At 64.1% G+C, this 19,828-nt stretch carries 18 protein-coding genes; 10 read left to right on the top strand and 8 right to left on the bottom strand.

The genetic code is table 11. The features are described from left to right. Positions 1-2: 2 nt before the first annotated feature. The 3 genes from GGD90_RS12975 to GGD90_RS12965 form a co-directional block, all read right to left on the bottom strand. Positions 3-1,490: a COG3014 family protein gene (locus tag GGD90_RS12975; protein ID WP_153117507.1), complete on the bottom strand. Its 1,488-nt coding sequence runs from the start codon at positions 1,488-1,490 to the stop codon at positions 3-5. Between the two features lie 134 nt (positions 1,491-1,624). After that, a complete protein-coding gene (locus GGD90_RS12970) occupies positions 1,625-3,703 on the bottom strand; it encodes an acetoacetate--CoA ligase (RefSeq protein ID WP_153117508.1) in 2,079 nt (692 codons plus the stop codon). Between the two features lie 63 nt (positions 3,704-3,766). Next, positions 3,767-4,177 carry an acyl-CoA thioesterase gene (locus tag GGD90_RS12965; protein ID WP_153117509.1) on the bottom strand — a complete coding sequence of 137 codons (411 nt, stop codon included), beginning with the start codon at positions 4,175-4,177 and terminating at the stop codon, positions 3,767-3,769. Between the two features lie 160 nt (positions 4,178-4,337). On the opposite strand from GGD90_RS12965, the gene GGD90_RS12960 reads away from it, so the two are divergent. Continuing rightward, positions 4,338-5,981, top strand: a complete 1,644-nt coding sequence (locus GGD90_RS12960) for an electron transfer flavoprotein-ubiquinone oxidoreductase (protein ID WP_153117510.1) — start codon at positions 4,338-4,340, stop codon at positions 5,979-5,981. A gap of 107 nt (positions 5,982-6,088) precedes the next feature. Continuing rightward, a complete protein-coding gene (locus GGD90_RS12955; RefSeq protein ID WP_228273780.1) occupies positions 6,089-6,823 on the top strand; it encodes a hypothetical protein in 735 nt (244 codons plus the stop codon). A gap of 6 nt (positions 6,824-6,829) precedes the next feature. Here GGD90_RS12955 and GGD90_RS12950 read toward each other — a convergent pair whose 3' ends face one another. Then, a complete protein-coding gene (locus tag GGD90_RS12950; protein ID WP_228273783.1) occupies positions 6,830-7,555 on the bottom strand; it encodes an HDOD domain-containing protein in 726 nt (241 codons plus the stop codon). A gap of 602 nt (positions 7,556-8,157) precedes the next feature. Between GGD90_RS12950 and GGD90_RS12945 the strand changes: the two genes are divergently transcribed. The 6 genes from GGD90_RS12945 to GGD90_RS12920 all read left to right on the top strand — a co-directional run bounded on the left by GGD90_RS12945 (position 8,158) and on the right by GGD90_RS12920 (position 13,700). Beyond that, complete coding sequence (locus GGD90_RS12945) at positions 8,158-8,928, top strand: ABC transporter substrate-binding protein (RefSeq protein ID WP_153117512.1); 771 nt, start codon at positions 8,158-8,160, stop codon at positions 8,926-8,928. Positions 8,929-8,946: 18 nt separating this feature from the next. Beyond that, on the top strand, positions 8,947-9,717 hold the full coding sequence (locus GGD90_RS12940; protein WP_153117513.1) for an amino acid ABC transporter permease: 771 nt from the start codon (positions 8,947-8,949) through the stop codon (positions 9,715-9,717). A 29-nt stretch (positions 9,718-9,746) separates the two neighbouring features. After that, complete coding sequence (locus GGD90_RS12935; protein ID WP_153117545.1) at positions 9,747-10,478, top strand: amino acid ABC transporter ATP-binding protein; 732 nt, start codon at positions 9,747-9,749, stop codon at positions 10,476-10,478. A gap of 72 nt (positions 10,479-10,550) precedes the next feature. Next, positions 10,551-11,969: a DcaP family trimeric outer membrane transporter gene (locus GGD90_RS12930; protein ID WP_153117514.1), complete on the top strand. Its 1,419-nt coding sequence runs from the start codon at positions 10,551-10,553 to the stop codon at positions 11,967-11,969. 133 nt (positions 11,970-12,102) lie between these two features. Further along, positions 12,103-12,714, top strand: coding sequence for a MarC family protein (locus GGD90_RS12925; protein WP_153117515.1), 612 nt, complete (start codon positions 12,103-12,105; stop codon positions 12,712-12,714). 83 nt (positions 12,715-12,797) lie between these two features. Further along, the gene (locus GGD90_RS12920; protein ID WP_153117516.1) at positions 12,798-13,700 is read left to right on the top strand and encodes a DMT family transporter; all 903 of its coding nucleotides are present in this window, start codon (positions 12,798-12,800) and stop codon (positions 13,698-13,700) included. Between the two features lie 178 nt (positions 13,701-13,878). Here GGD90_RS12920 and GGD90_RS12915 read toward each other — a convergent pair whose 3' ends face one another. From GGD90_RS12915 to GGD90_RS12900, 4 genes are all read right to left on the bottom strand, one after another. Then, positions 13,879-15,684: an acyl-CoA dehydrogenase gene (locus GGD90_RS12915; RefSeq protein ID WP_153117517.1), complete on the bottom strand. Its 1,806-nt coding sequence runs from the start codon at positions 15,682-15,684 to the stop codon at positions 13,879-13,881. Positions 15,685-15,761: 77 nt separating this feature from the next. After that, the gene (locus GGD90_RS12910) at positions 15,762-16,427 is read right to left on the bottom strand and encodes an energy-coupling factor ABC transporter permease (protein WP_153117518.1); all 666 of its coding nucleotides are present in this window, start codon (positions 16,425-16,427) and stop codon (positions 15,762-15,764) included. A gap of 16 nt (positions 16,428-16,443) precedes the next feature. Next, entirely contained in the window at positions 16,444-17,376 is a 933-nt protein-coding gene (locus GGD90_RS12905) for an electron transfer flavoprotein subunit alpha/FixB family protein (RefSeq protein ID WP_153117519.1), read from the bottom strand. A gap of 2 nt (positions 17,377-17,378) precedes the next feature. Further along, positions 17,379-18,134, bottom strand: coding sequence for an electron transfer flavoprotein subunit beta/FixA family protein (locus GGD90_RS12900; protein ID WP_153117520.1), 756 nt, complete (start codon positions 18,132-18,134; stop codon positions 17,379-17,381). Between the two features lie 267 nt (positions 18,135-18,401). Between GGD90_RS12900 and GGD90_RS12895 the strand changes: the two genes are divergently transcribed. Together GGD90_RS12895 and GGD90_RS12890 are read left to right on the top strand one after the other, a co-directional pair. Further along, a complete protein-coding gene (locus GGD90_RS12895) occupies positions 18,402-18,977 on the top strand; it encodes a TetR/AcrR family transcriptional regulator (protein WP_153117521.1) in 576 nt (191 codons plus the stop codon). Between the two features lie 216 nt (positions 18,978-19,193). Then, complete coding sequence (locus GGD90_RS12890) at positions 19,194-19,787, top strand: TetR/AcrR family transcriptional regulator (protein WP_153117522.1); 594 nt, start codon at positions 19,194-19,196, stop codon at positions 19,785-19,787. Positions 19,788-19,828: the final 41 nt, after the last annotated feature.

Raw genomic sequence — 19,828 nt, 5'->3', positions numbered from 1 at the left:
ACTTACTGATCTGCCGCCTTGGGCGCCGTCTTCGGTACCGCCTTGACGCGCTTGCCCTTCGTCGCGGTAGACGCCGGCAGCGGCGTCGTGGTGTCGGCAGAAACCGATTGTGCACCATCGACGGCGACATTGGCTTGCGCCAGATAGACGGCGCCACCGGTCAGGCGAATCGGAACGATGGTGAAGCGGTTGCCGATGAGCACCTCGCCGCGGTAAACGCCGGCGCCGGTCTGGAACTCGATCGTCTGTTTGCCGTGCGGCAGGATCGCGCGTGCCACCGAGATGCGCTCGGGCAGCGTCCGCCAGCTGCGGTCGTCGGCCTGTTCGGTGACGACCGAGGCGATGCCGACGGCGAGCCCGGCAATCGGATTGGCCTTGTTGGCCTGTTCCTGCGCGACCGATTTGAGCGCGGCGCGAACGACGGTGCGCAGGATGATGCCGGGCATCTGGTCCTTGAGCAGACGGCGCGCCATGGTATCGACATTGGTCAGCGTTTCGACCGGCAACTGGCGGCCGGAGACGCTGATCGACGCGGGAACGAAGGCGCTGTTCTCGGACTTGATCAGCGGGAAGGACAAAGGCGTCAGTACCACACCGTTCTGGCGCGGGATGGGAAGCGGGATGGTCAGCGACTTCCACGACGGAGCAAAGCCCGATTCGACGACGAAGAGCACGTCCGATTCGCGTGGACCGGGCTTCTTGCGACCGACGTTCTTCAGGCTCTGCTGGATGATCTGGCGGTGCGGCGCCAGTTGCAGCGCGTTACGGTAGCCCGGTTCGGCCAGCGAGGGCTCGCCGGTCACCTCGAAGAAGTAGCCAGCCAGGTAGTGCGCGAAAGCATTCTGGAAGCCGTTCTTCAGCTCACGCACTTCCGGCGTGTCGAGGTCGTCGAGCGGATAGCCTTTCAGTTGCTTCGGGTCGCTGCTCACCTTCTGCTTGTCGCCGTCTTCCTTGAGCTTGTCGTATTCCTTGTCGCGGAAGGACTCGATCAGCTTTTCGCGCTCGTAGGTCTTCTTCATCTCGATGCGCGCGAGATCGAAACTGCCGAGCAGCAGGTGATCAAGCGTGAGGCGCGACGAGAGCATCACCTTCTCGTAATCCTGCCCGTCGTAACGACGCGTCTTGTCACTGATCAGGTAGCTGCCGAGATCGCCGATCAGCTTCTGCGGATTGGTACGGAATTCCTCTTCCCACTGCTGCACGATGGCGTCGGCCTTGAGCCAGCTGTCGCGGCTTTCGGCGTAATCGTTGGCCAGCTTGAGCAGTTCGCCCTTCTCGAAATAGTAGAGAAGGTCCTTGTCCTGCGTCATCACGCCAGGGGCGTTGTTCTTCTCGAGCAGTTCGACCGCCTGGCGGACGGCGCCGGTTTTGACCAGCGTCACCGTTTCCTTGAGTTCGCCGTCGTATTGCCGCATCGGGTTGCCGGCACAGCCCGCCAGAACCGCAGTAGAGAGCGCCAGCAGCACGCCCAGTCCATTTTTTCTCAACATCTGATACGCCCCGTTCCGTTTGTGACTGGTTTCGCAGAACGGTGGCAGACAACACAGACATGCCCCGATCATGCAGATCGGGCGCCAGTGTAAACAAATGTTTTATTCCTGGCAGCTACTCAGTGCGCCGGTCTTCAACAAGACAGTTCGGGTCGGTCGCGGAAATGCTCGAGCGCCTCCGGATTGGCCAGCGCCTCGACGTTCTTCACCGGCCGGCCATGCACGACGTTGCGCACCGCCAGTTCGACGATCTTGCCGCTTTTGGTACGTGGAATGTCGGCCACCTGCACGATCTTCGCCGGCACATGGCGTGGCGTCGTGTTGTCGCGGATCTGCCGGCGCAGGCGCTCGCTCAGCGCATCGTCGAGCGCGAGCCCTTCGCGCAGCTTGACGAAGAGGACAACGCGCACGTCGTGCTGCCAGTCCTGCCCGATCACGAGCGCTTCGAGTACTTCCGGCAGCTGTTCGACCTGGCGGTAGATTTCGGCGGTGCCGATGCGCACGCCGCCGGGGTTGAGCACGGCATCCGAGCGGCCGTAGATGATCATCCCCGCGTGCGCGGTCAGCTCGACGAAATCGCCGTGGCACCAGACGCCGGGAAAGCGTTCGAAATACGCGGCGCGGTAGCGGGCGCCGTCGGCATCGTTCCAGAAGCCGACGGGCATCGCCGGGAAGGGTTTCACGCAGACCAGTTCGCCGCGCTCGCCGCTGCCCGGCGGCAAGGGCCGGCCGTCGTCGTCGAACACCTCGACCGCCATGCCTAGGCCGCGGCACTGCAGCTCGCCGCGCCACACCGGCAGGATCGGGGAGCCGAGCGCGAAGCAGGAGAGGATGTCGGTGCCGCCGGAAATCGACGCCAGCAGCACGTCTGACTTGATCTCGCGGTAGACGAAATCGAAGCTCTCCGGCGCCAGCGGGCTGCCGGTGGAGAAGATGACGCGCAGCGCGTCGAGCCGGTGGCTGACGCGCGGCGACAGGCCGGCCTTGGCCAGCGCGTCGATGAACTTGGCCGAGGTACCGAAGTGCGTCATGCCCTCGGCCTCGGCGTAGTCAAACAGGATCGTTCCGGCGACGCCCGAGGCGCCGGCGGCGAACGGCGATCCGTCATAGAGCAACAGCGTCGCCTGCGAGGCCAGCGCCGAGGCCAGCCAGTTCCACATCATCCAGCCGCAGGTGGTGAAGTAGAAGACGCGGTCGCCCGGACGCACGTCGCCGTGCAGCTGATGCTCCTTCAGATGCTGCAGCAGCGCACCGCCGTGGCTGTGCACGATGCACTTGGGAACGCCCGTCGTCCCCGACGAATACATGATGAACAGCGGGTGGTCGAAGGGCAGCGGTACAAAGTCGATCAGCGCCGCCGCAAAGGGCGCAACGAAGTCCTGCCAGCCGACGCCATGGGCGATGGCCGTAACTGCCGCATTCGCCGGCGCGCTGGCCGTGCCGAGATACGGCACCACGACAGTCTTCACCAGCGACGGCAGTTGCGCCGCCACCTCGGCGTTCTTCGCCAGACAATCGACCGCCTTGCCGTTGTACCAGTAGCCGTCGACGCAGACGAGCACGCGCGGCGCGATCTGGCCGAAGCGGTCGAGCACGCCGGAAACGCCGAAGTCGGGCGAGGCCGACGACCAGATCGCGCCGAGCGACGCGGTCGCCAGCATGGCGATGATCGCTTCCGGCAGGTTGGGCAGATAGCCGGCGACGCGATCGCCCTGCCCCACGCCCGCCGCGCGCAGCGCCTGCGCCAGACGCGACACTTCGTCGCACAACTGCCGCCGCGACAGGCGGCGCGCCACCTTGTCCTCGCCGCGGAAGACCAGCGCGTCGCGCTCGTCGTCGAGGGTGGAACCAGCGACTGCGCTGTTCGCAGAAGTGGCGGTACAACCTGACTGCAGCAGGTTCTGCGCGTAATTGAGCCGCGCCTGCGGGAACCAGCGCGCGCCGGGCATGGTGTTCGCGTTTTCAAGCACCGTCGCGCCGCGTTCGCCGACGACGCCGCAGTCGTCCCAGATGGCGGTCCAGAAGTGCTCGGGCTGCGCCACCGACCAGCGCCAGAGACTGGCGTAATCGCCCAATTCAGGACCATGTTGGCGCTCGATCGCGCGCATGAAGGCGCCGATCCGCGAATCAGCCAGCGCGTTGGCTGGCGGCCGCCAGAGTTGCGCCGATTGCGGCTGCTCGCCGCCCGACGTGCACGGGTTTTCCTGTTGCATGCTCTCCTCCTTATGGATATTCCGGCCGCGCGGGCGCGGCCATTGCGCTTTGCCGACCGTCGTTCAGGACGCGGTCAGTTCTTCGCGCAGTTGCTCGGGAATCGGTACCGATTTGCCGCTGGCCACGTCCATCCAGACGATCTTCGCCTCGCCGACCGCAAACAGCGTTTCCTGTCCCTGCAGGCGGATCTCGTAGGAGGACGGAATGCTGCTGCGCCCCGGCGCGCCGCAGAACATGCGCACCTCGACGACGCCCGGATAGTTCAGCGGCACGAGGAAGGTACAGGCGGCGTTGATGATCACCGGCGCCGAACCCTGCGGCGCCACCGCGAAGCCGAGCTTCTCGAGATACTCGACCCGGCATTGCTCGAAGTAGCGGAAATAGATCGTGTTATTGACATGGCCATACGCATCCATGTCGCCCCAGCGGATCGGAATCAGGCTGGTGTGAACGTGCTTGCGCCCTGTATCCATCAGTGTCTCCTCGTTTTTGGCGGCGTGTTTGCCGCTCGTCGGCAGCACTCCGGTAGTGCTTGACTCCGGAGCGATTTTTTCCATACGATACCGTATTGTAAACTGTACAACAACACGGGCCGACCGAGGCTCCGGATAGAACTCCACAGGAGGAATGCGTATGCAACGCGAAGCGATGGAATACGACGCTGTAATCGTCGGTGGCGGGCCGGCCGGTCTGGCGGCGGCGATCCGCCTGAAGCAGCTGGCTGCGGCGGCGGACAAGGAAATCGGCGTCTGCCTGATCGAGAAGGGTTCCGAGGTCGGCGCGCACATCCTCTCCGGTGCGGTGATGAACCCGCGTGCGCTCGACGAACTGATTCCCGACTGGCGCGAACGCGGCGCACCACTGCAGACCGAAGCCCGCGAAGACCGCATGTTCATCCTCTCGGCGCACGGCGAGACCGAGGTTCCGCACTGGCTGCTGCCGAAGTGTTTCCAGAACCACGGCAATTACATCATCAGCATGGGCGCGCTCTGCCGCTGGCTCGGCCAGCAGGCCGAGGAACTCGGTGTCGAGATCTATCCGGGTTTCGCCGGCAGCGAAGTGCTGTTCAACGACGATGGCTCGGTCAAGGGCATCGCCACCGGCGACATGGGCCGGCTGAAAGATGGCAGCGAAGGTCCAGCCTTCCAGCCCGGGATGGAGCTGCACGCGCGCTATACCTTCTTCGCCGAAGGCTGCCGCGGCCACCTGGGCAAGCAGCTGCAGGCGCACTTCCGGCTGAACGACGCTTCCGACCCGCAGACCTACGCCATCGGCATCAAGGAGCTGTGGGAGATCGTTCCGGAAAAACGCCAGCCCGGCCTCGTCATCCACACCGGCGGCTGGCCGCTCGAACCCGACACCTACGGCGGCGGCTTCATGTACCAGATGGACGACGGCCTCGTTGCCGTCGGCTTTGTCGTCGGCCTTGGTTACAACAACCCTTACCTGTCGCCCTTTGAGGAATTCCAGCGCTACAAGACGCATCCGCGCATCCGCGAATTCCTCGAAGGCGGCAAGCGCATCACCTACGGCGCGCGTGCGATCGCCGCCGGCGGACTGCAGTCGCTGCCGAAGCTGGTTTTCCCGGGCGGCGCGCTGATCGGCGACGACGCCGGCTTCCTCAGTGCCTCGCGCATCAAGGGTGGACACTGCGCAATCAAGTCCGGCGCCATGGCCGCCGAAGCCGCTTTTGACGCCATCGTCGCCGAGCGCTCGGGCGACGAACTCGTCGCCTTCCCGGAAGCCTTCCGCAACAGCTGGCTGTACCAGGAACTCTACGAAGGCCGCAACTTCAAGCCGTGGATGAGCAAGGGGCTGACCGTCGGCGCGCTGATGTTCGGCATTGACCAGATCGTCTTCCGCGGCCGTGCGCCGTGGACGCTGCACAACACGCCTGACCATCTGAAACTGCTGTCGGCCGCGTCCTGCTCGCCGATCCACTATCCGAAACCGGACAACAAGCTCACCTTCGATCGGCTGTCGTCAGTTTTCCTCTCCAATACCAACCACGAGGAAAACGAGCCCTGTCACCTGCTGCTGGCCGATCCGGCGAAGGCGATCGACGTCAATCTGGCGGTTTATGACTCGCCCGAGCAACGCTACTGCCCTGCCGGCGTCTACGAGATCGTGCGCGACGCCAACGCCGAACATCCGCGCCTGCAGATCAACGCGCAGAACTGCGTGCACTGCAAGACCTGCGACATCAAGGACCCGACACAGAACATCACCTGGGTCTCGCCGCAGGGCGGCGAAGGGCCGAACTACCCGAACATGTAATCCTGTCGCAACAGGCTTGCCGGATAATGCGCCCTCCCGCACGACGGCGCCCTCTTTTGCGGCGATCAGCAAACGGCAGATATCTGCCTTCAAACACGCTTCCGGATATGCAATACCTCTTCCGCCACCGGCCGCTGGCCAACGCCGCCCTGCAGTTGTCGATCGCCGCAATCCTGCTGCCGGCAACACTGCCGGCGTTTGCCGCACGCCCCTTCGTTACCGACGACGCACGACTGACCACGGCCGGCAGCTGCCAACTCGAAAGCTGGCTGCGCGTCTATCCGCAAAGCCGCGAAGCGTGGGCGCTACCGGCCTGCAATCCGGGTGGCAATCTGGAAATAACCGCTGGCGGCGGGCGCGCACGTGGCGATGGCGAGGCGGCGACGCAGGATTATCTGCTGCAGGCCAAGACGCTGTTGCGCACGCTGGAAGCCGACGGTTTCGGCCTCGGATTCGCGGCTGGCCGCGTCATGCATCCGACCGTCAACCCCGGACCCAACCTTTTCGGCAATACCTATGCCTATGTGCCGCTGACGCTCGCTTTCGCTGACGGGCGCACACTCATCCATGGCAACCTCGGCTGGCTGCGCGAACACAACAGTCGACAAGACAAACTGACCTGGGGAATCGGCGGTGAATATGCTTTCGGACAGCGCGTGTCGGCGATCGCTGAAGTTTTCGGCGACAACCGCGCGCAAGCCTTCTGGCAAACCGGCGTGCGCGTATTCATCGTTCCTGATCGCGTCCAGATTGACGCGACGCTGGGCGGACAAAACGACAGCGGCCCCGGCGGCCGCTGGTTCTCGCTCGGTCTGCGCCTGACGCCTGCGCAGATGTTCTGAGCCGGCTCAGGTTTCGAGCGCGAGAACGATCGAGTAGATCTCGTCGCCGGAGGCAGCGATCATTTCCTGCACCGTGCGCTGGTCAAGGCCGAGCGTGACGGCGCTGTTGGCCAGCGCGAGAACCCGCGTGTCAAGCGCGTCGATCGGGTCGGGACGCAAGGACAGCGCGCCGGCGACAAAGAGCAGGTCCGGCAGGGTCTCGGGCGGCATGCTGCCACCGTAGCTGCGCGCAGCGAGGACTGCGTCGCGCAAGGACTCGGACAAGCCGAGCTGATCAAGCAGCCGTTCGCCCACCGGCTCGCGCAGATCGTTGATGACCGCCGCCAGCGTCGCCGGATCGGCAACGAGTTCGGGGTAATCGCCGGCTCGTGCCAGCAGGTAAAAACGCGCGAGGTCGTGAATCACGCCGGCGAACATCGCTTCGTCGGCGTTGAGCCGGGTCATCTTGCGTGCCAGCACGTAAGCGAGCGCCGCCACGTGCATACTGCGTTCCCACAAGGCATCAGCCAGCTGGCGACAGGCGCCGGCGGGCGGCGCTTGCCGCAACTGGTCGACAATCAGCGCCATGGCCAGCGGTCGTACGCCGTCGATACCGACGCGCATGACCGCATGTTTGACATCGCTGACACGCGCTCCAGGCGCGCCGAGTGCCACGGAATTGGCCAGACGGATGAGCTTCGCAGAGAGCAGCGGTTCGGAGATGACGATCCGCGTCAACTCCTCAAAAGCCACGTCGGGATTATCAAGTGCGTGCAGGACGCGTCGACCAGCATCGATGCTGGTCGGAAATACCGGATCGATATCACCGTTCTGATCAAACTCGGCTGCCAGGGCCGCTGCCGCGCGCCGCACCGCATCTTCCATCGCCTTCTCCCTATCATCATTCCTGACGCGCATTTTAGCCGAGGCGGTGTCCGGGTTTTTCGTGGAAATGAAAAAAGCCCTGTCGCCTTCTCCGATCCGCTGCCTTGCCGTGGCGCTAAAAAATGGCAACGTCCTGAAAGCCGCTGATTAATGCCATGCGGATAAATCGCCGACAGTACCGGAAACAGGTCTCGCCGAGTGTTGCCGACATGCCGCGGTGCACGCTGGAAGTGGCCATTTCTTGCCAAGTAATGTTACCGACGCTTACGATTTTTCGCTAAATTGTCATCCGCGTTTGCTACGGGCGCGCTTTTCAGGGCGATCCGGCAAAGTCTGTTACATGGCTCCGGCCTGGAGCCACGCCGACAGCGATACTTTTTCAACAGCAAGGTTTCGACGCGATCGACACGCTCCCGGCACTCCGGGACGGGAAGATCGATTTTGCACGTAACTTCAACATCGGAGGATTTATGCGAGTTGTCGCCAAATGGCTGGGGGCTGCGGCCTGTCTTGCAATGCTCGGCAGCGGCAGTGCCGTTGCCCGCGACTGGAGCGTGATCAAGGATTCGGGAACGATCATCGCCGCCACCGAAGGAGCCTTCTACCCCTTCAACTATTTCGAAGGCCCGAAGCTCACCGGCTTCGAAGTGGAAGTCGCCGAGGCCGTCGCCAAAAAGCTCGGTCTCAAGCTTGAATGGCGCGTCGTTTCCTTCGATGCCCAGCTCGCCTCGATCCGTCAGGATCGTTTCGACTTCGCCATCGCTTCGCACGGTTACACGCCCGAACGCGCCAAGTCGGTCGACTTCGCCAATCCGCATTACTGTACCGGCGGCCAGATCGCCGCGCACAAGGATGGTCCGCTGACCGTTGCCGCGTTGACCGGCAAGACTGTCGGCGTGCAGCTGGCGACGAGCTACTCCGACAACGCCAAGAAGATCCCCGGCATCGGCGAAATCAAGACCTACAAGGCCGACCCGGAAGTCTTCTCGGCGCTCAAGGCGAAGAAGATCGACGCCTGGATCTCCGACAAGTGGGTGATCAAGGGCACGCTCGACAAGAACCCCGATGCCGGAATCGTTGCCGGCGAACAGGTCTTCATCGAACGCGTGTCGATGATCCTGCGCAAGAACAACAAGGAACTGATGGACCAGCTCAACCACGGCCTCGCCGAAGTGATGAAGGACGGCACCTACGCCACGCTGTCGCAGAAGTACTTCAAGACCGATGCGTCCTGTCGTTAAGCGGGTGGAAATGCTGGCATGAAGTGGAGCAGGCAAAACCCCGGCTGGGTGATGTTCGGGGCCATGATCGGCCTCTTGTTTTTTCTCTGGGGAATGGCAATTCCGCTCGCCGCCGCGCCCGACCCGATCGGGCCGGCGGCCAAGCAGTTCGCCGAAGGCGCGCGCGTGACGGTGTGGCTGACGCTGATTTCCGGCTCTGCCGGCGTTCTGCTCGGCTTCATTGCCGGGCTGGGCAAGCTGTCGTCCTTTCTACCGCTGCGCTGGCTCTGCAGCTTCTACGTCTGGCTGATCCGTGGCACGCCGCTGCTGCTGCAGATCCTCTTCGTCTGGCTGGCGGTGCCGCAGATCCTGCCCGACTCGCTGCAGATCTCCGACTTCGCCTGCGCGGCGATTGCGCTGGCGCTCAACGTCGGCGCCTACAACACCGAGTGCGTGCGCGCCGGCATCCTTGCCGTACCGCAAGGACAGGTTGAAGCGGCGCGCGCGCTCGGGCTGTCGCCGCTGCAGACCTTCCTCGACATCGTGCTGCCGCAAAGCATGCGCGTCGCGTTGCCGGCGCTGGCCAACAACCTCGCCTCGCTGGTCAAGGATTCGTCGCTGGCCTACGCGATCAGCGTCGTCGAGCTGACCATGGTCGGTTACCGCGTGCAGGCCGAAAGCTATCAGCCGATTCCGGTCTTCCTGACCATCGCCTCGATCTACCTGATCCTCACTACCGCCTTCACCACCCTGACCGCCGCACTGGAAACGCAGCTGGATGTCGGCAGAAAACGTCAGGAGAACAACTGATGGAATCTCTGCAAAGTGGCCTGAAGCCGATCATCGAAGCGCGTGAAGTGTGCAAGCGTTTCGGCAGTTTTGAAGCGCTGAAGGGCGTCAACGCCACCTTCTATGAAGGCCAGGTGACGGCCATCATCGGACCTTCGGGCTCAGGCAAATCGACCTTCCTGCGCACGCTGAACCGGCTGGAAGCGCATGACTCGGGCAGCATCCTCGTTGACGGGATCGAACTCAACGATGACCTGAAAAACCTTGACGCCATCCGGCGCGAGGTTGGCATGGTTTTCCAGAGCTTCAACCTGTTCGCACACCTTTCCATCCTGCGCAATGTCGCGCTGGCACCGATGCGCGTACGCAAGACGCCGAAAGCGGAAGCCGAAGCCAAGGCGCTGGCGCTGCTGGAACGCGTCGGCCTGGCCGATCAGGCCAACAAATACCCGATCCAGCTTTCCGGCGGGCAACAGCAGCGCGTCGCCATCGCGCGTGCGCTGGCGATGGACCCGAAGGTGCTTCTGTTCGATGAGCCGACCTCGGCGCTCGACCCGGAAATGGTCAACGAAGTGCTCGCCGTCATGCGCGAACTTGCCTACACCGGCATCACCATGCTCGTGGTGACGCACGAAATGGGCTTCGCGCGCGAAGTCGCCGACCGCATCATTTTCTTCGACCGCGGTGCGATCCTCGAGGACTGCACGCCCGAACAGCTGTTCACGCAACCGGCCCACGAGCGCACCAAGGCTTTCCTGTCGCAGGTCAAGCACGGCTTCTGAACAGCGTTTGCACCTGTCCGACAGCAATACCCAATCATTTTCCCCTCCCTTTTTCAGAACCAAGGAGAAGCCATGAAGCACAAGAAAATCGTCCTCGCGCTTGCCGCCGCCGGCCTCTGTGCCGGCGCGTTGCCCGCGCACGCCGCCGGTGACGCCGACCGCATCGCACAACTCGAAAAGCAGCTGAAGCTGCTGCAGGAGCAGGTCGAAGCGATGAAGAAGTCGGCCGCAACGACCCAGGAAGTCGCCGACCTGCGCGATCAGGTCACCGCGCAAGGCAAGGAAGCCGTCGTCGCCGGCGACATCCCGAATTCGTTCCGTGTTCCGGGGTCGGATACGTCGGTGCGCGTGTATGGCATCGCCGAACTGAACATGGTGCGTGAATCCAAGGGCGACAACAGCGCTACCGACTATTCGACCTTTGCCCCCTATATCCCCTTGAATGGTTCCGATCTCGCCAACCGGAAAGGACAGACCTATCTGCACGGGCGTACCAGCCGCATCGGCATCGAAGGTGCAACACCGACGCAATACGGAATGGCGATGTTCAAGGTTGAAGGTGACTTCAATAACGACCCGCGCACCGGCAATTCGGCCGTGACCGGATCGCTTGACAACATTTATACGCAACAAGCGACCAACAGCTACGGCTTCCGCCTGCGCCACGCCTATCTGCAAGTCGGCCCGTGGTTGTTCGGCCAGACCTGGTCGACGTTCATGGATATCGACAGCACGCCGGAAACCGTCGACTTCAACGGCCCGATTGGCTCGACCTTCATTCGCCAGCCGATGATCCGCTACACGCACACGACACCGACATACGGCAACTTCACGGCAGCCGTAGAAAACTCCGTCTCCTACGTGATCGATCCAGCAGGTTCGGCGACGACCGCTGGCTTCTCCAAGTCTCCTGACCTTATCGGGCGTTGGGACAAGGCCTACAACTGGGGGACGGTCAGTCTGCGTGGCGTCTCGCATGAACACCGTATTGATGGAACTGTTGCAACAGTGGCAGACCCAGTCGATATTTCCCGCCGTGGCTTCGGCCTCGCGGCCAGCGGTACGATCAAGGCTGTCGGTGACGACACGATCAGCTGGATTGTCACTGGCGGCAAGGGCATCGGCCGTTACTTCAACTACATCGAAGGCGCTGCTTACAACAAGTACAACAACACCATCGAGCTGGAAAAGGCTGTCGGTCTCGTCCTCGGCTACCAGCACAAGGCCAATGACCAGTGGCGCTTCAATTTCGTCTACGGTACGCAGAAGAGCTACGAGAACGGCTACACGACCATCGCCCGCGAATCGCTGGGAGATGAGCAGTACGCAGCCAACCGTCGCATCAGCCAGTTGCACGTCGGCGGCTTCTACAGCCCGGCCAAACCCATGGAACTCGGCCTGGAGTACATTTACGGCAAGCGTGAAACGGTCTTTGGTGACCAGGGCAACATGTCGCGCGTGAACTTCCTCGCCCGCTACAATCTCAACTGATGCACCCGCCGGCAGCGGTCTTTCGGCCGCTGCCGGAAAACGACGAAGCAGCTTTCGCTGTTTCCGTCAGACCGAACCGCCCCCTCCGGGGCGGTTTCTTTCTTCGGGCGCTTGCCCGCCCGGGGAGAAGCACATGGGCCACGATTTCCTCTCATCCGTCTTCCTTCTTCTGCTGCTGCTCGACCCGCTCGGCAACGTGCCGGTGTTCCTGTCGCTGCTGAAAGACCTGCCGCCTGCGCGGCGGCGGCACATCGTGCTGCGCGAATGCGCGGTGGCCGGTGTCGTGCTGATCGTTTTCGTCTTTGTCGGCGACGCGCTGCTCAAGCTGATGCACCTCTCCGACCCGGCGCTGGAAATTTCCGGCGGCATCATCCTGTTCCTGATCGCCATGGGAATGGTTTTTCCGCGCCCACCGCTCGCCGACAGCGACGTGGCGGCGAACGGCGAGCCCTTCATCGTGCCGCTGGCAATTCCGATGATCGCCGGACCGGCGGCGCTGGCGACGGTCCTGCTCGCTTCGCGGCAAGCCGAGCAACCCTGGCTGCTGGTCGCCGCCATCGTCGTCGCCATCCTGGCGAGTACGCTGATTCTGCTCGCTGCCGGCTGGCTGTCGCGAATCTTCGGCAAGTCCGGGCTGCAGGCGATGGAAAGGCTGATGGGTCTGGTACTGACGGCGATGGCCGTGCAGATGCTGATCTCGGGCATCCGCATCGCCTTCAACCTCGCGCCGGCCAGCATTCCCTGAACTCGTCCGAACAGGACGCCGCGTCACTCCCTTGAATTTACGGCTGACCAGCGACTCCGGTCGGTCTTTCCATCTGCAGATCAATGTCACGAACCCTCGCCAATTGCCTGATGCTGCTTGCCGCCCTGATTTGGGGAACGACTTTTGTCGCCCAGCAACTCGGGATGCAGGATGTCGGGCCGCTTACCTACACCGGCATCCGCTTTCTCATCGGTGCGCTGTTCGTGCTGCCGCTGGCGTTGCGCGAATACGGGCGCCTGGCGGCGCGCGGCGTCGTCATCGACCGGCGCGACCTCATCTCCTGGGCCGGACTCGGCTGCCTGCTCTTTGGCGGCGCCATCCTGCAGCAGGTCGGCATGCTCACCACCACGGTAACCAACGCCGGCTTCCTCACCGCCATCTACGTGCCGCTGGTGCCGCTGCTCGCCTGGATGCTGCACGGGCAGCGGCCGCACATTTCGACCTGGCCGGCAGCATTCGGCTGTCTGATCGGCACCTATCTGCTCAGCGGCGGCGAGTTCGCGGCGCTGACGGTCGGCGACTTCTGGGTCATTGCCAGCGCCTTTTTCTGGGCTGGCCATGTGCTCTGGGTCGGCCGGCTGGCGGCAAAGAAGGGAACGCCGATTCTCGTCGCCTTCACGCAGTTCGTCGTCTGCGGCGTGCTCGCCAGCGTTGCGGCGCTGCTTAGCGAGCCGATTTCGCTCGCTGGCATCAGCGCCGCAATGCCGGCGATCCTCTACGGCGGACTGCTCTCGGTCGGTGTCGGCTTCACGCTGCAGGTCATCGCCCAGCGCCACACGCGAGCCGCCGACGCGGCGATCCTGCTCAGCTCGGAAACGCTGTTCGCCGCCATCGCCGGCGCGCTCTATCTCGGCGAACGCCTCAACGGCATGCAGATGGGCGGCTGCGCACTGATCTTTGCGTGCATCCTCGCCGTGCAGCTGCTGCCCTATCTCAGCCGCGGCGACAAGGCGCCGGCGCACTGAGCGGGCGGGAAGCGCGCGCCCAGCGAACGAGAGCCGGCGCGATGCGACGCGGCGGCCGCGGCGGCCGCGGCGGCCGCGGCGGCCGCGGCGGCGGCAAGGATCAGCGCCTGACGCAAAGCGCGGACGAAAAAAAGGCGGTGCCTTGCGGCACCGCCCTTGCCGGCTCAGGACGCGAAGATCAGAAGCGGTCTTCCGCCAGCGCCATCACCGAGGCGGCACCGTCGGTGATGCTGTCGGCCAGCCCTTGCGCCTGGACCAGGATGTTGTCGGCAAAGAAGCGCGCGGTAATGATCTTGTCCTGATAGAAAGGATCGGTCTCGCCGGCCTTGATCTTGGCCTGCGCGATCAGCGCCGCACGCGCCATCTGCCAGCCACCGGTGACGATGCCGACCAGCATCAGGAAGGGAACCGCTCCTGCCGACGCGGCGCGCACATCCGGGCCGTAGGTATCGACGATCCATTGGCCGGCAGTCGCCAGCGCTTCGAGGCCCTCGCCAAAACGGCGGTGGATCGCTGCGAAATGCTCGCCTGCGGCCTGCGCCAGATCGGCATCGAGCGCACGCATTTCCTCGATCAGCGCCTTCAGCGTAGCGCCGCCTTCGCGTGCCATCTTGCGGCCGATCAGGTCGTTCGCCTGGATGCCGGTGGTGCCTTCGTAGATTGCCGAGATGCGCGCATCGCGCAGATATTGCGCGGCGCCGGTTTCCTCGATGAAACCCATGCCGCCATGTACCTGCACGCCGATGGAGGCGACCTGGATGCCGGTTTCGGTGCTCCAGCCCTTGACCACCGGGATCATCAGATCGACGAAAGCCTGGTTGCGGCGGCGTAGCGCCACGTCCGGATGGCGCGTCGCGACGTCGTGTGCGGCGCCAACGACATAGGCCAGCGCGCGCGTTGCCTCGGCGTAGGCGCGCATCGTCATCAGCATGCGGCGAACGTCCGGGTGGCGGATGATCGGCACTTTCGGCCCGCCACGCACGCCGGTTTCGACGCACTGCACACGGTCGCGCGCGTAGTCGCGGGCACGCTGGTAAGCACGCTCGCAGGCGGCAACGCCTTCCAGACCAACGCCGAAGCGCGCGGCGTTCATCATGATGAACATGTATTCGAGGCCGCGGTTCTCTTCGCCGACCAGATGGCCGATGGCGCCGCCGTTGTCGCCGAAGGCCATCACCGCCGTCGGGCTGGCGTGGATGCCGAGCTTGTGCTCGATCGACACGCACCAGGCGTCGTTGCGCTCACCGAGGCTGCCGTCGGCATTGACCAGGAACTTCGGCACGACGAACATCGAGATGCCCTTGACGCCCTCGGGCGCCGTCGGCGTACGCGCCAGCACCAGATGGACGATGTTCTCGGCCATGTCGTGGTCGCCGTAGGTGATGAAGATCTTCTGCCCGAAGATCTTGTAGCTGCCGTCGGCCTGCGGTTCGGCGCGCGAGCGGATCGCCGACAGGTCGGAACCAGCCTGCGGCTCGGTCAGGTTCATCGTGCCGGTCCACACGCCGGCGGCCATCTTTTCCAGATAGGTCTGCTGCAGCGTTTCGGAACCACACAGCGACAGCGCCTCGGCGGCACCGCCGGTGAGCAACGGGCACAGCGAGAAGGCGTGGTTGGCCGACTTCCACATTTCGGTGACGGCGGCGCCGACCACCTTCGGCAGGCCCTGACCGCCCCACTCGGGATCGGACTGCAGGCCCGTCCAGCCGCTTTCGGCGAACAGCTTGTAGGCTTCCTTGAAGCCGGCCGGCATGGTCACACCCGGCTTGCCGTCGTTGGCCGACCATTTGGCGCCCTCGCGGTCGCCGGGGATGTTCAGCGGCGAGAGCACGCCGCCGGCAAACTTGGCAGCCTCGTCGAGAACGGCGTCGATGAGGTCGACCGACGCGTCCTCATAGCCGGGCAATTGCGCCACCTGATCGATTCCTGCGAGTTCCTTGAGCACGAACTGCATATCGCGCAGCGGGGCGACGTATTCACTCATTACAATCTCCTTCAGCTAAGTGCAGATTCAGGTGGCAGACCGCAGCGGCCCGCTCTGGTTATAAAAATATAAATTATTCAACGACTTGCAAAATACTCGGCATCGTCGTAGGTCGACACCCACAGCGGCCGGTAAACCACCATCAGCGTGATCAGCATGCCGGACAGCCACGCTTCCGAAAAAGCCAGCAGCAGAACCGCCGGCAGATACTCGCTGAGCAGATAATCGAAAGTCTGCGCCCCGGTCAGTGCGAGCAGCAGCGACACGGCCACGCCGACCGCAATCACCGACAGCGCAGCGGCGAAAAAACCGCTGACAAACAGAAAAACAAACAGCTGATGCGGCAACAACCGGGCCGCCAGACGGCGTACGCCGACGCTGCTCAGCACGCCCACGCCGCCGGTGAGCAGAGCGTTGAGCGCATACACCTCGAAACCGGCAGCGCCGTTGAAGGTCGCCGCCGCCAGCACCACGCACAGGCCGATCCACGCCAGCCAGCCGCCGCAACACAGTGCCAGTACCGTTGCACCGAGGAAATGCAGGCCAAGCCCCGGCCTGACGCCAATCGGCACACTCCACAACAGCGAGAGCACGACGATCATCCCCAGCCACAGGTGAATCTGCCGGCCATCGGCCAACTGCCGCCACGGTGCGCGGCGCAGCGCAACGATCAGGACCGGCACGAACACGCCCCAGGCCGCCAACGACAGCACGCCGTCGAACAGGCCGGAGGGCAGGTTCATGCCGTTTGCCGCGGGTTCAGTCGATCGCCGCGAGCAGCGCCGGCACCGCGTCGAACAGGTCGGCCACCAGCCCGTAATCGGCGACCTGGAAGATCGGCGCTTCCGGATCCTTGTTGATGGCGACGATCACCTTGCTTTCCTTCATGCCCGCCAGATGCTGGATGGCACCGGAAATGCCGACGGCGATGTACAGTTCGGGCGCGACGATCTTGCCGGTCTGGCCGACCTGATAATCGTTCGGCGCGTAGCCGGCATCGACCGCAGCGCGCGAAGCACCGACGGCGGCGCCGAGCTTGTCGGCCAGCGGTTCGAGCACGGCGTGGAAGTTCTCGTTGCTGCCGAGCGCACGACCGCCGGAAACGATGACGCGCGCGGCGGTCAGTTCGGGACGTGCCGACACCGTCAGCTCGCGGCCGACCAGACGGCTGATACCGGCATCGGCAGCGCCAGCCAGCGCCTCGATCGGCGCCGCGGCGCCCTCGCCGGCCGGCTCGAAGGCGGTACCGCGAACGGTGATCACCTTGACCGCGTCGGCCGACTGCACCGTCGCCAGCGCGTTGCCGGCGTAGATCGGACGCACGAAGGTATCGGGCGAAACGACTTCGACGATGTCGGAAATCTGCGCCACGTCGAGCAGCGCGGCGACGCGCGGCAGGAAGTTCTTGCCCGCGGCGGTGGCCGGCGCAAGGATGTGGCTGTAGGCTGCGGCGTTGGCGACGACCAGCGCGGCGAGGTTTTCGGCGCCATGGTCGGCGTACTGCGCCGCATCGGCCAGACGCACGCGGGTGACGCCGGCAATGCGCGCAGCAGCTTCGGCAACGGCAGCGCAAGCAGCGCCGGCGACCAGCACATCGATATCGCCACCGATGCGCGCGGCAGCAGCGATGGCGTTACGCGTCGCCGGCTTGAGGACGGCGTTGTCGTGTTCGGCAATGACGAGAATGGTCATTTTCAGATCACCTTTGCTTCATTCTTCAGTTTATCGACCAGCGCGGCCACATCGGCCACCTTGACGCCACCGGCGCGCTTGGCCGGCTCGGCAACCTTCAGCGTCTTCAGGCGCGGCTTCACGTCGACGCCCAGCGCTTCCGGCGTCGTCGTTTCCAGCGGCTTCTTCTTCGCCTTCATGATGTTCGGCAGCGTCGCGTAGCGCGGTTCGTTCAGGCGCAGGTCGGTGGTCACCACCGCCGGCAGCGAAATCTCGATCGTTTCCAGACCGCCGTCGATTTCGCGGGTCACGGCAGCGCCGGTCTTGTCGGCATTGACCACCACTTTCGAGGCGAAGGTTGCCTGCGGCCAGCCGAGCAGCGCGGCGAGCATCTGGCCGGTCTGGTTGGCGTCGTCGTCGATCGCCTGCTTGCCGGGAATCACCATCTGCGGCGCTTCCTTGTCACAGACGGCCTTGAGCAGCTTGGCCACGGCCAGCGGCTGCAGTTCTTCGTCGGTGACGATCAGGATCGAGCGGTCGGCGCCGAGCGCCATCGCCGTGCGCAGCGTTTCCTGACAGGCGGCCACTCCGGCCGAAACGGCGACCACTTCGCTGGCGATACCGGCTTCCTTGAGACGGACGGCCTCTTCGATGGCCACTTCGTCGAAGGGGTTCATCGACATCTTGACGTTGGCGAGATCAACGCCGGAACCGTCACTCTTGACGCGAACCTTGACGTTGTAATCAATGACCCGTTTGACGGGAACGAGAATCTTCAATGGTTTCTCCTTTCGAGAGCAGAGCAGCCTTGCAGGCCACCAGCCTCAATTATGCGGCGCCTGTGCGCCAGATACGCATCTTGCGAAAGCGGTTTGACAGCCTTGTGACGTGTCCGGACAATAAGCCATACCCTGCGGTATGGAAGAGCGAACGCTACCGTACGGGTCGTAACGCTGTCAAGGTGAGGCAAACGCCCGTTTGAGACGCGCCGCGCCCAGCGCCGGAAACGGGTTGCGCAATATGCAACCCAGGGGAGGAGATGCAGCATGGATCAGGAAAACAGCAAGCCGCGTCAGCAACTTGAGCGCCGCGACTGGATCGAGGCGGCGCTCGACGTTCTCGCCGACCAGGGCCTCGACGGCCTGCGCGTCGAAGCGCTGGCCAAGGGTTTCAAGGTCACCAAAGGCAGCTTCTACTGGCACTTCAAGGACCGCCAGGATCTGCTCGCCGCCGTCCTCGAAACCTGGAAGGAAGGGCGCATCCGCGACGTCAGCCGGCAGTCCGCCGCGACGCCGGGCCACGAACGCGAACAATTGCACCGGGTCATCGACATCTACAGCACCGCGCGCAACCGCAAGGGCGTCTGGATCGAACTGGCGGTGCGCGACTGGGCGCGCCACGATGCCGCTGCCGCCGTCGTCGTCGAGGAAGTCGACGCCTGGCGCCTCGACTGTACGCGCCGCCTGTTCGTCGCCTGCGGTTTTTCCGAAGATGAGGCCAAGAGCCGCAGCCTGCTGCTCTACGCCTACGTCTTCGGGCAGAGCCTGATGGCTTTCGACCGGCAGGACGCGAAAATCAGCGAACTGCGCGAACGGATCACCGAGCGCATCCTCGGCAACTGACAACCTGACGCCCGCGGCCTGACAGCCCCCAGTCATCGGCACGACGCACCGTGCCAGGCTGAGGTCCGGCGCCTGATCGCTCAAGCGCCAACTCGCCTGCCGCGCGCAAACCCCGACCGCCGTTACAAACCGATACCTGCCCGCGCCCAAGAAGCACTTGTTCTGGACCGTTCGGTCCGCTATGCTGTCGCACCAACCGCACAAGACCGCCCTGCCATGCCGCGTTGCCGCGAATTCAATATCGACGAAGCCCTCGACCAGGCGCTCAACGCCTTCTGGCTGAAGGGTTACGCGTCGACTTCACTGAGCGATCTGCTGGCGGCGATGGGGCTCTCGAAAAGCAGCTTTTACGAGTGCTTCGGCAGCAAGCGCGCGGTAATGCTGGCGGCGCTGGCGCGTTACAGCGCGCGTGAACTCGCCGAAACGCGCTGCCATTTCGCCGCGGCGCGGCCGCTGCCGGCGCTGCTGGCCGAGTGGCTCGGCCATGCGCTGCTGCCCGACGCCTGCCGCCCGGCCGAGCGCTGCGGGTGTCTGGTCCTCAATCTGGCCATCGAACTCGCGCCGCACGACGCGGAAATCGAAGCCAGCGTGCGCCAGCACATCGACGCCCTCGCCGACGTTCTGGCCGAAGCGCTGCGCCGCGGCTGTGAGGAAGGCTCGCTGCCGGCGACGACCAAACCTCCGCTTGCCGCCGACGCGCTGCTCAACCTGCTCTCCGGCATCCACGTGCTCGCCAAGGGCGGCGTTGAACCGGCGCGCCTGCAGGCGGTCATTGACGGACACCTCGCCGCGCTGTTCGCCGGCCGCTGAATTTTTTAGCCATTCAGGACCACTCGGTCCACTCACCATCG

Source organism: Rhodocyclus tenuis (assembly GCF_014197755.1).
In the GTDB taxonomy this organism is placed as follows: Bacteria; Pseudomonadota; Gammaproteobacteria; order Burkholderiales; family Rhodocyclaceae; genus Rhodocyclus; species Rhodocyclus tenuis.
Note: the sequence above shows the minus strand (reverse complement) of the source record. Positions and strands in the feature narration are given on the sequence as shown.

Bases quoted from the DNA above. Each gene is read 5' to 3' on its own strand.
- GGD90_RS12975 (WP_153117507.1), bottom strand. From the start codon at position 1,490: ATGTTGAGAAAAAATGGACTGGGCGTGCTGCTGGCGCTCTCTACTGCG.
- GGD90_RS12970 (WP_153117508.1), bottom strand. From the start codon at position 3,703: ATGCAACAGGAAAACCCGTGCACGTCGGGCGGCGAGCAGCCGCAATCG.
- GGD90_RS12965 (WP_153117509.1), bottom strand. From the start codon at position 4,177: ATGGATACAGGGCGCAAGCACGTTCACACCAGCCTGATTCCGATCCGC.
- GGD90_RS12960 (WP_153117510.1), top strand. From the start codon at position 4,338: ATGCAACGCGAAGCGATGGAATACGACGCTGTAATCGTCGGTGGCGGG.
- GGD90_RS12955 (WP_228273780.1), top strand. From the start codon at position 6,089: ATGCAATACCTCTTCCGCCACCGGCCGCTGGCCAACGCCGCCCTGCAG.
- GGD90_RS12945 (WP_153117512.1), top strand. From the start codon at position 8,158: ATGCGAGTTGTCGCCAAATGGCTGGGGGCTGCGGCCTGTCTTGCAATG.
- GGD90_RS12940 (WP_153117513.1), top strand. From the start codon at position 8,947: ATGAAGTGGAGCAGGCAAAACCCCGGCTGGGTGATGTTCGGGGCCATG.
- GGD90_RS12930 (WP_153117514.1), top strand. From the start codon at position 10,551: ATGAAGCACAAGAAAATCGTCCTCGCGCTTGCCGCCGCCGGCCTCTGT.
- GGD90_RS12925 (WP_153117515.1), top strand. From the start codon at position 12,103: ATGGGCCACGATTTCCTCTCATCCGTCTTCCTTCTTCTGCTGCTGCTC.
- GGD90_RS12920 (WP_153117516.1), top strand. From the start codon at position 12,798: ATGTCACGAACCCTCGCCAATTGCCTGATGCTGCTTGCCGCCCTGATT.
- GGD90_RS12915 (WP_153117517.1), bottom strand. From the start codon at position 15,684: ATGAGTGAATACGTCGCCCCGCTGCGCGATATGCAGTTCGTGCTCAAG.
- GGD90_RS12910 (WP_153117518.1), bottom strand. From the start codon at position 16,427: ATGAACCTGCCCTCCGGCCTGTTCGACGGCGTGCTGTCGTTGGCGGCC.
- GGD90_RS12905 (WP_153117519.1), bottom strand. From the start codon at position 17,376: ATGACCATTCTCGTCATTGCCGAACACGACAACGCCGTCCTCAAGCCG.
- GGD90_RS12895 (WP_153117521.1), top strand. From the start codon at position 18,402: ATGGATCAGGAAAACAGCAAGCCGCGTCAGCAACTTGAGCGCCGCGAC.
- GGD90_RS12890 (WP_153117522.1), top strand. From the start codon at position 19,194: ATGCCGCGTTGCCGCGAATTCAATATCGACGAAGCCCTCGACCAGGCG.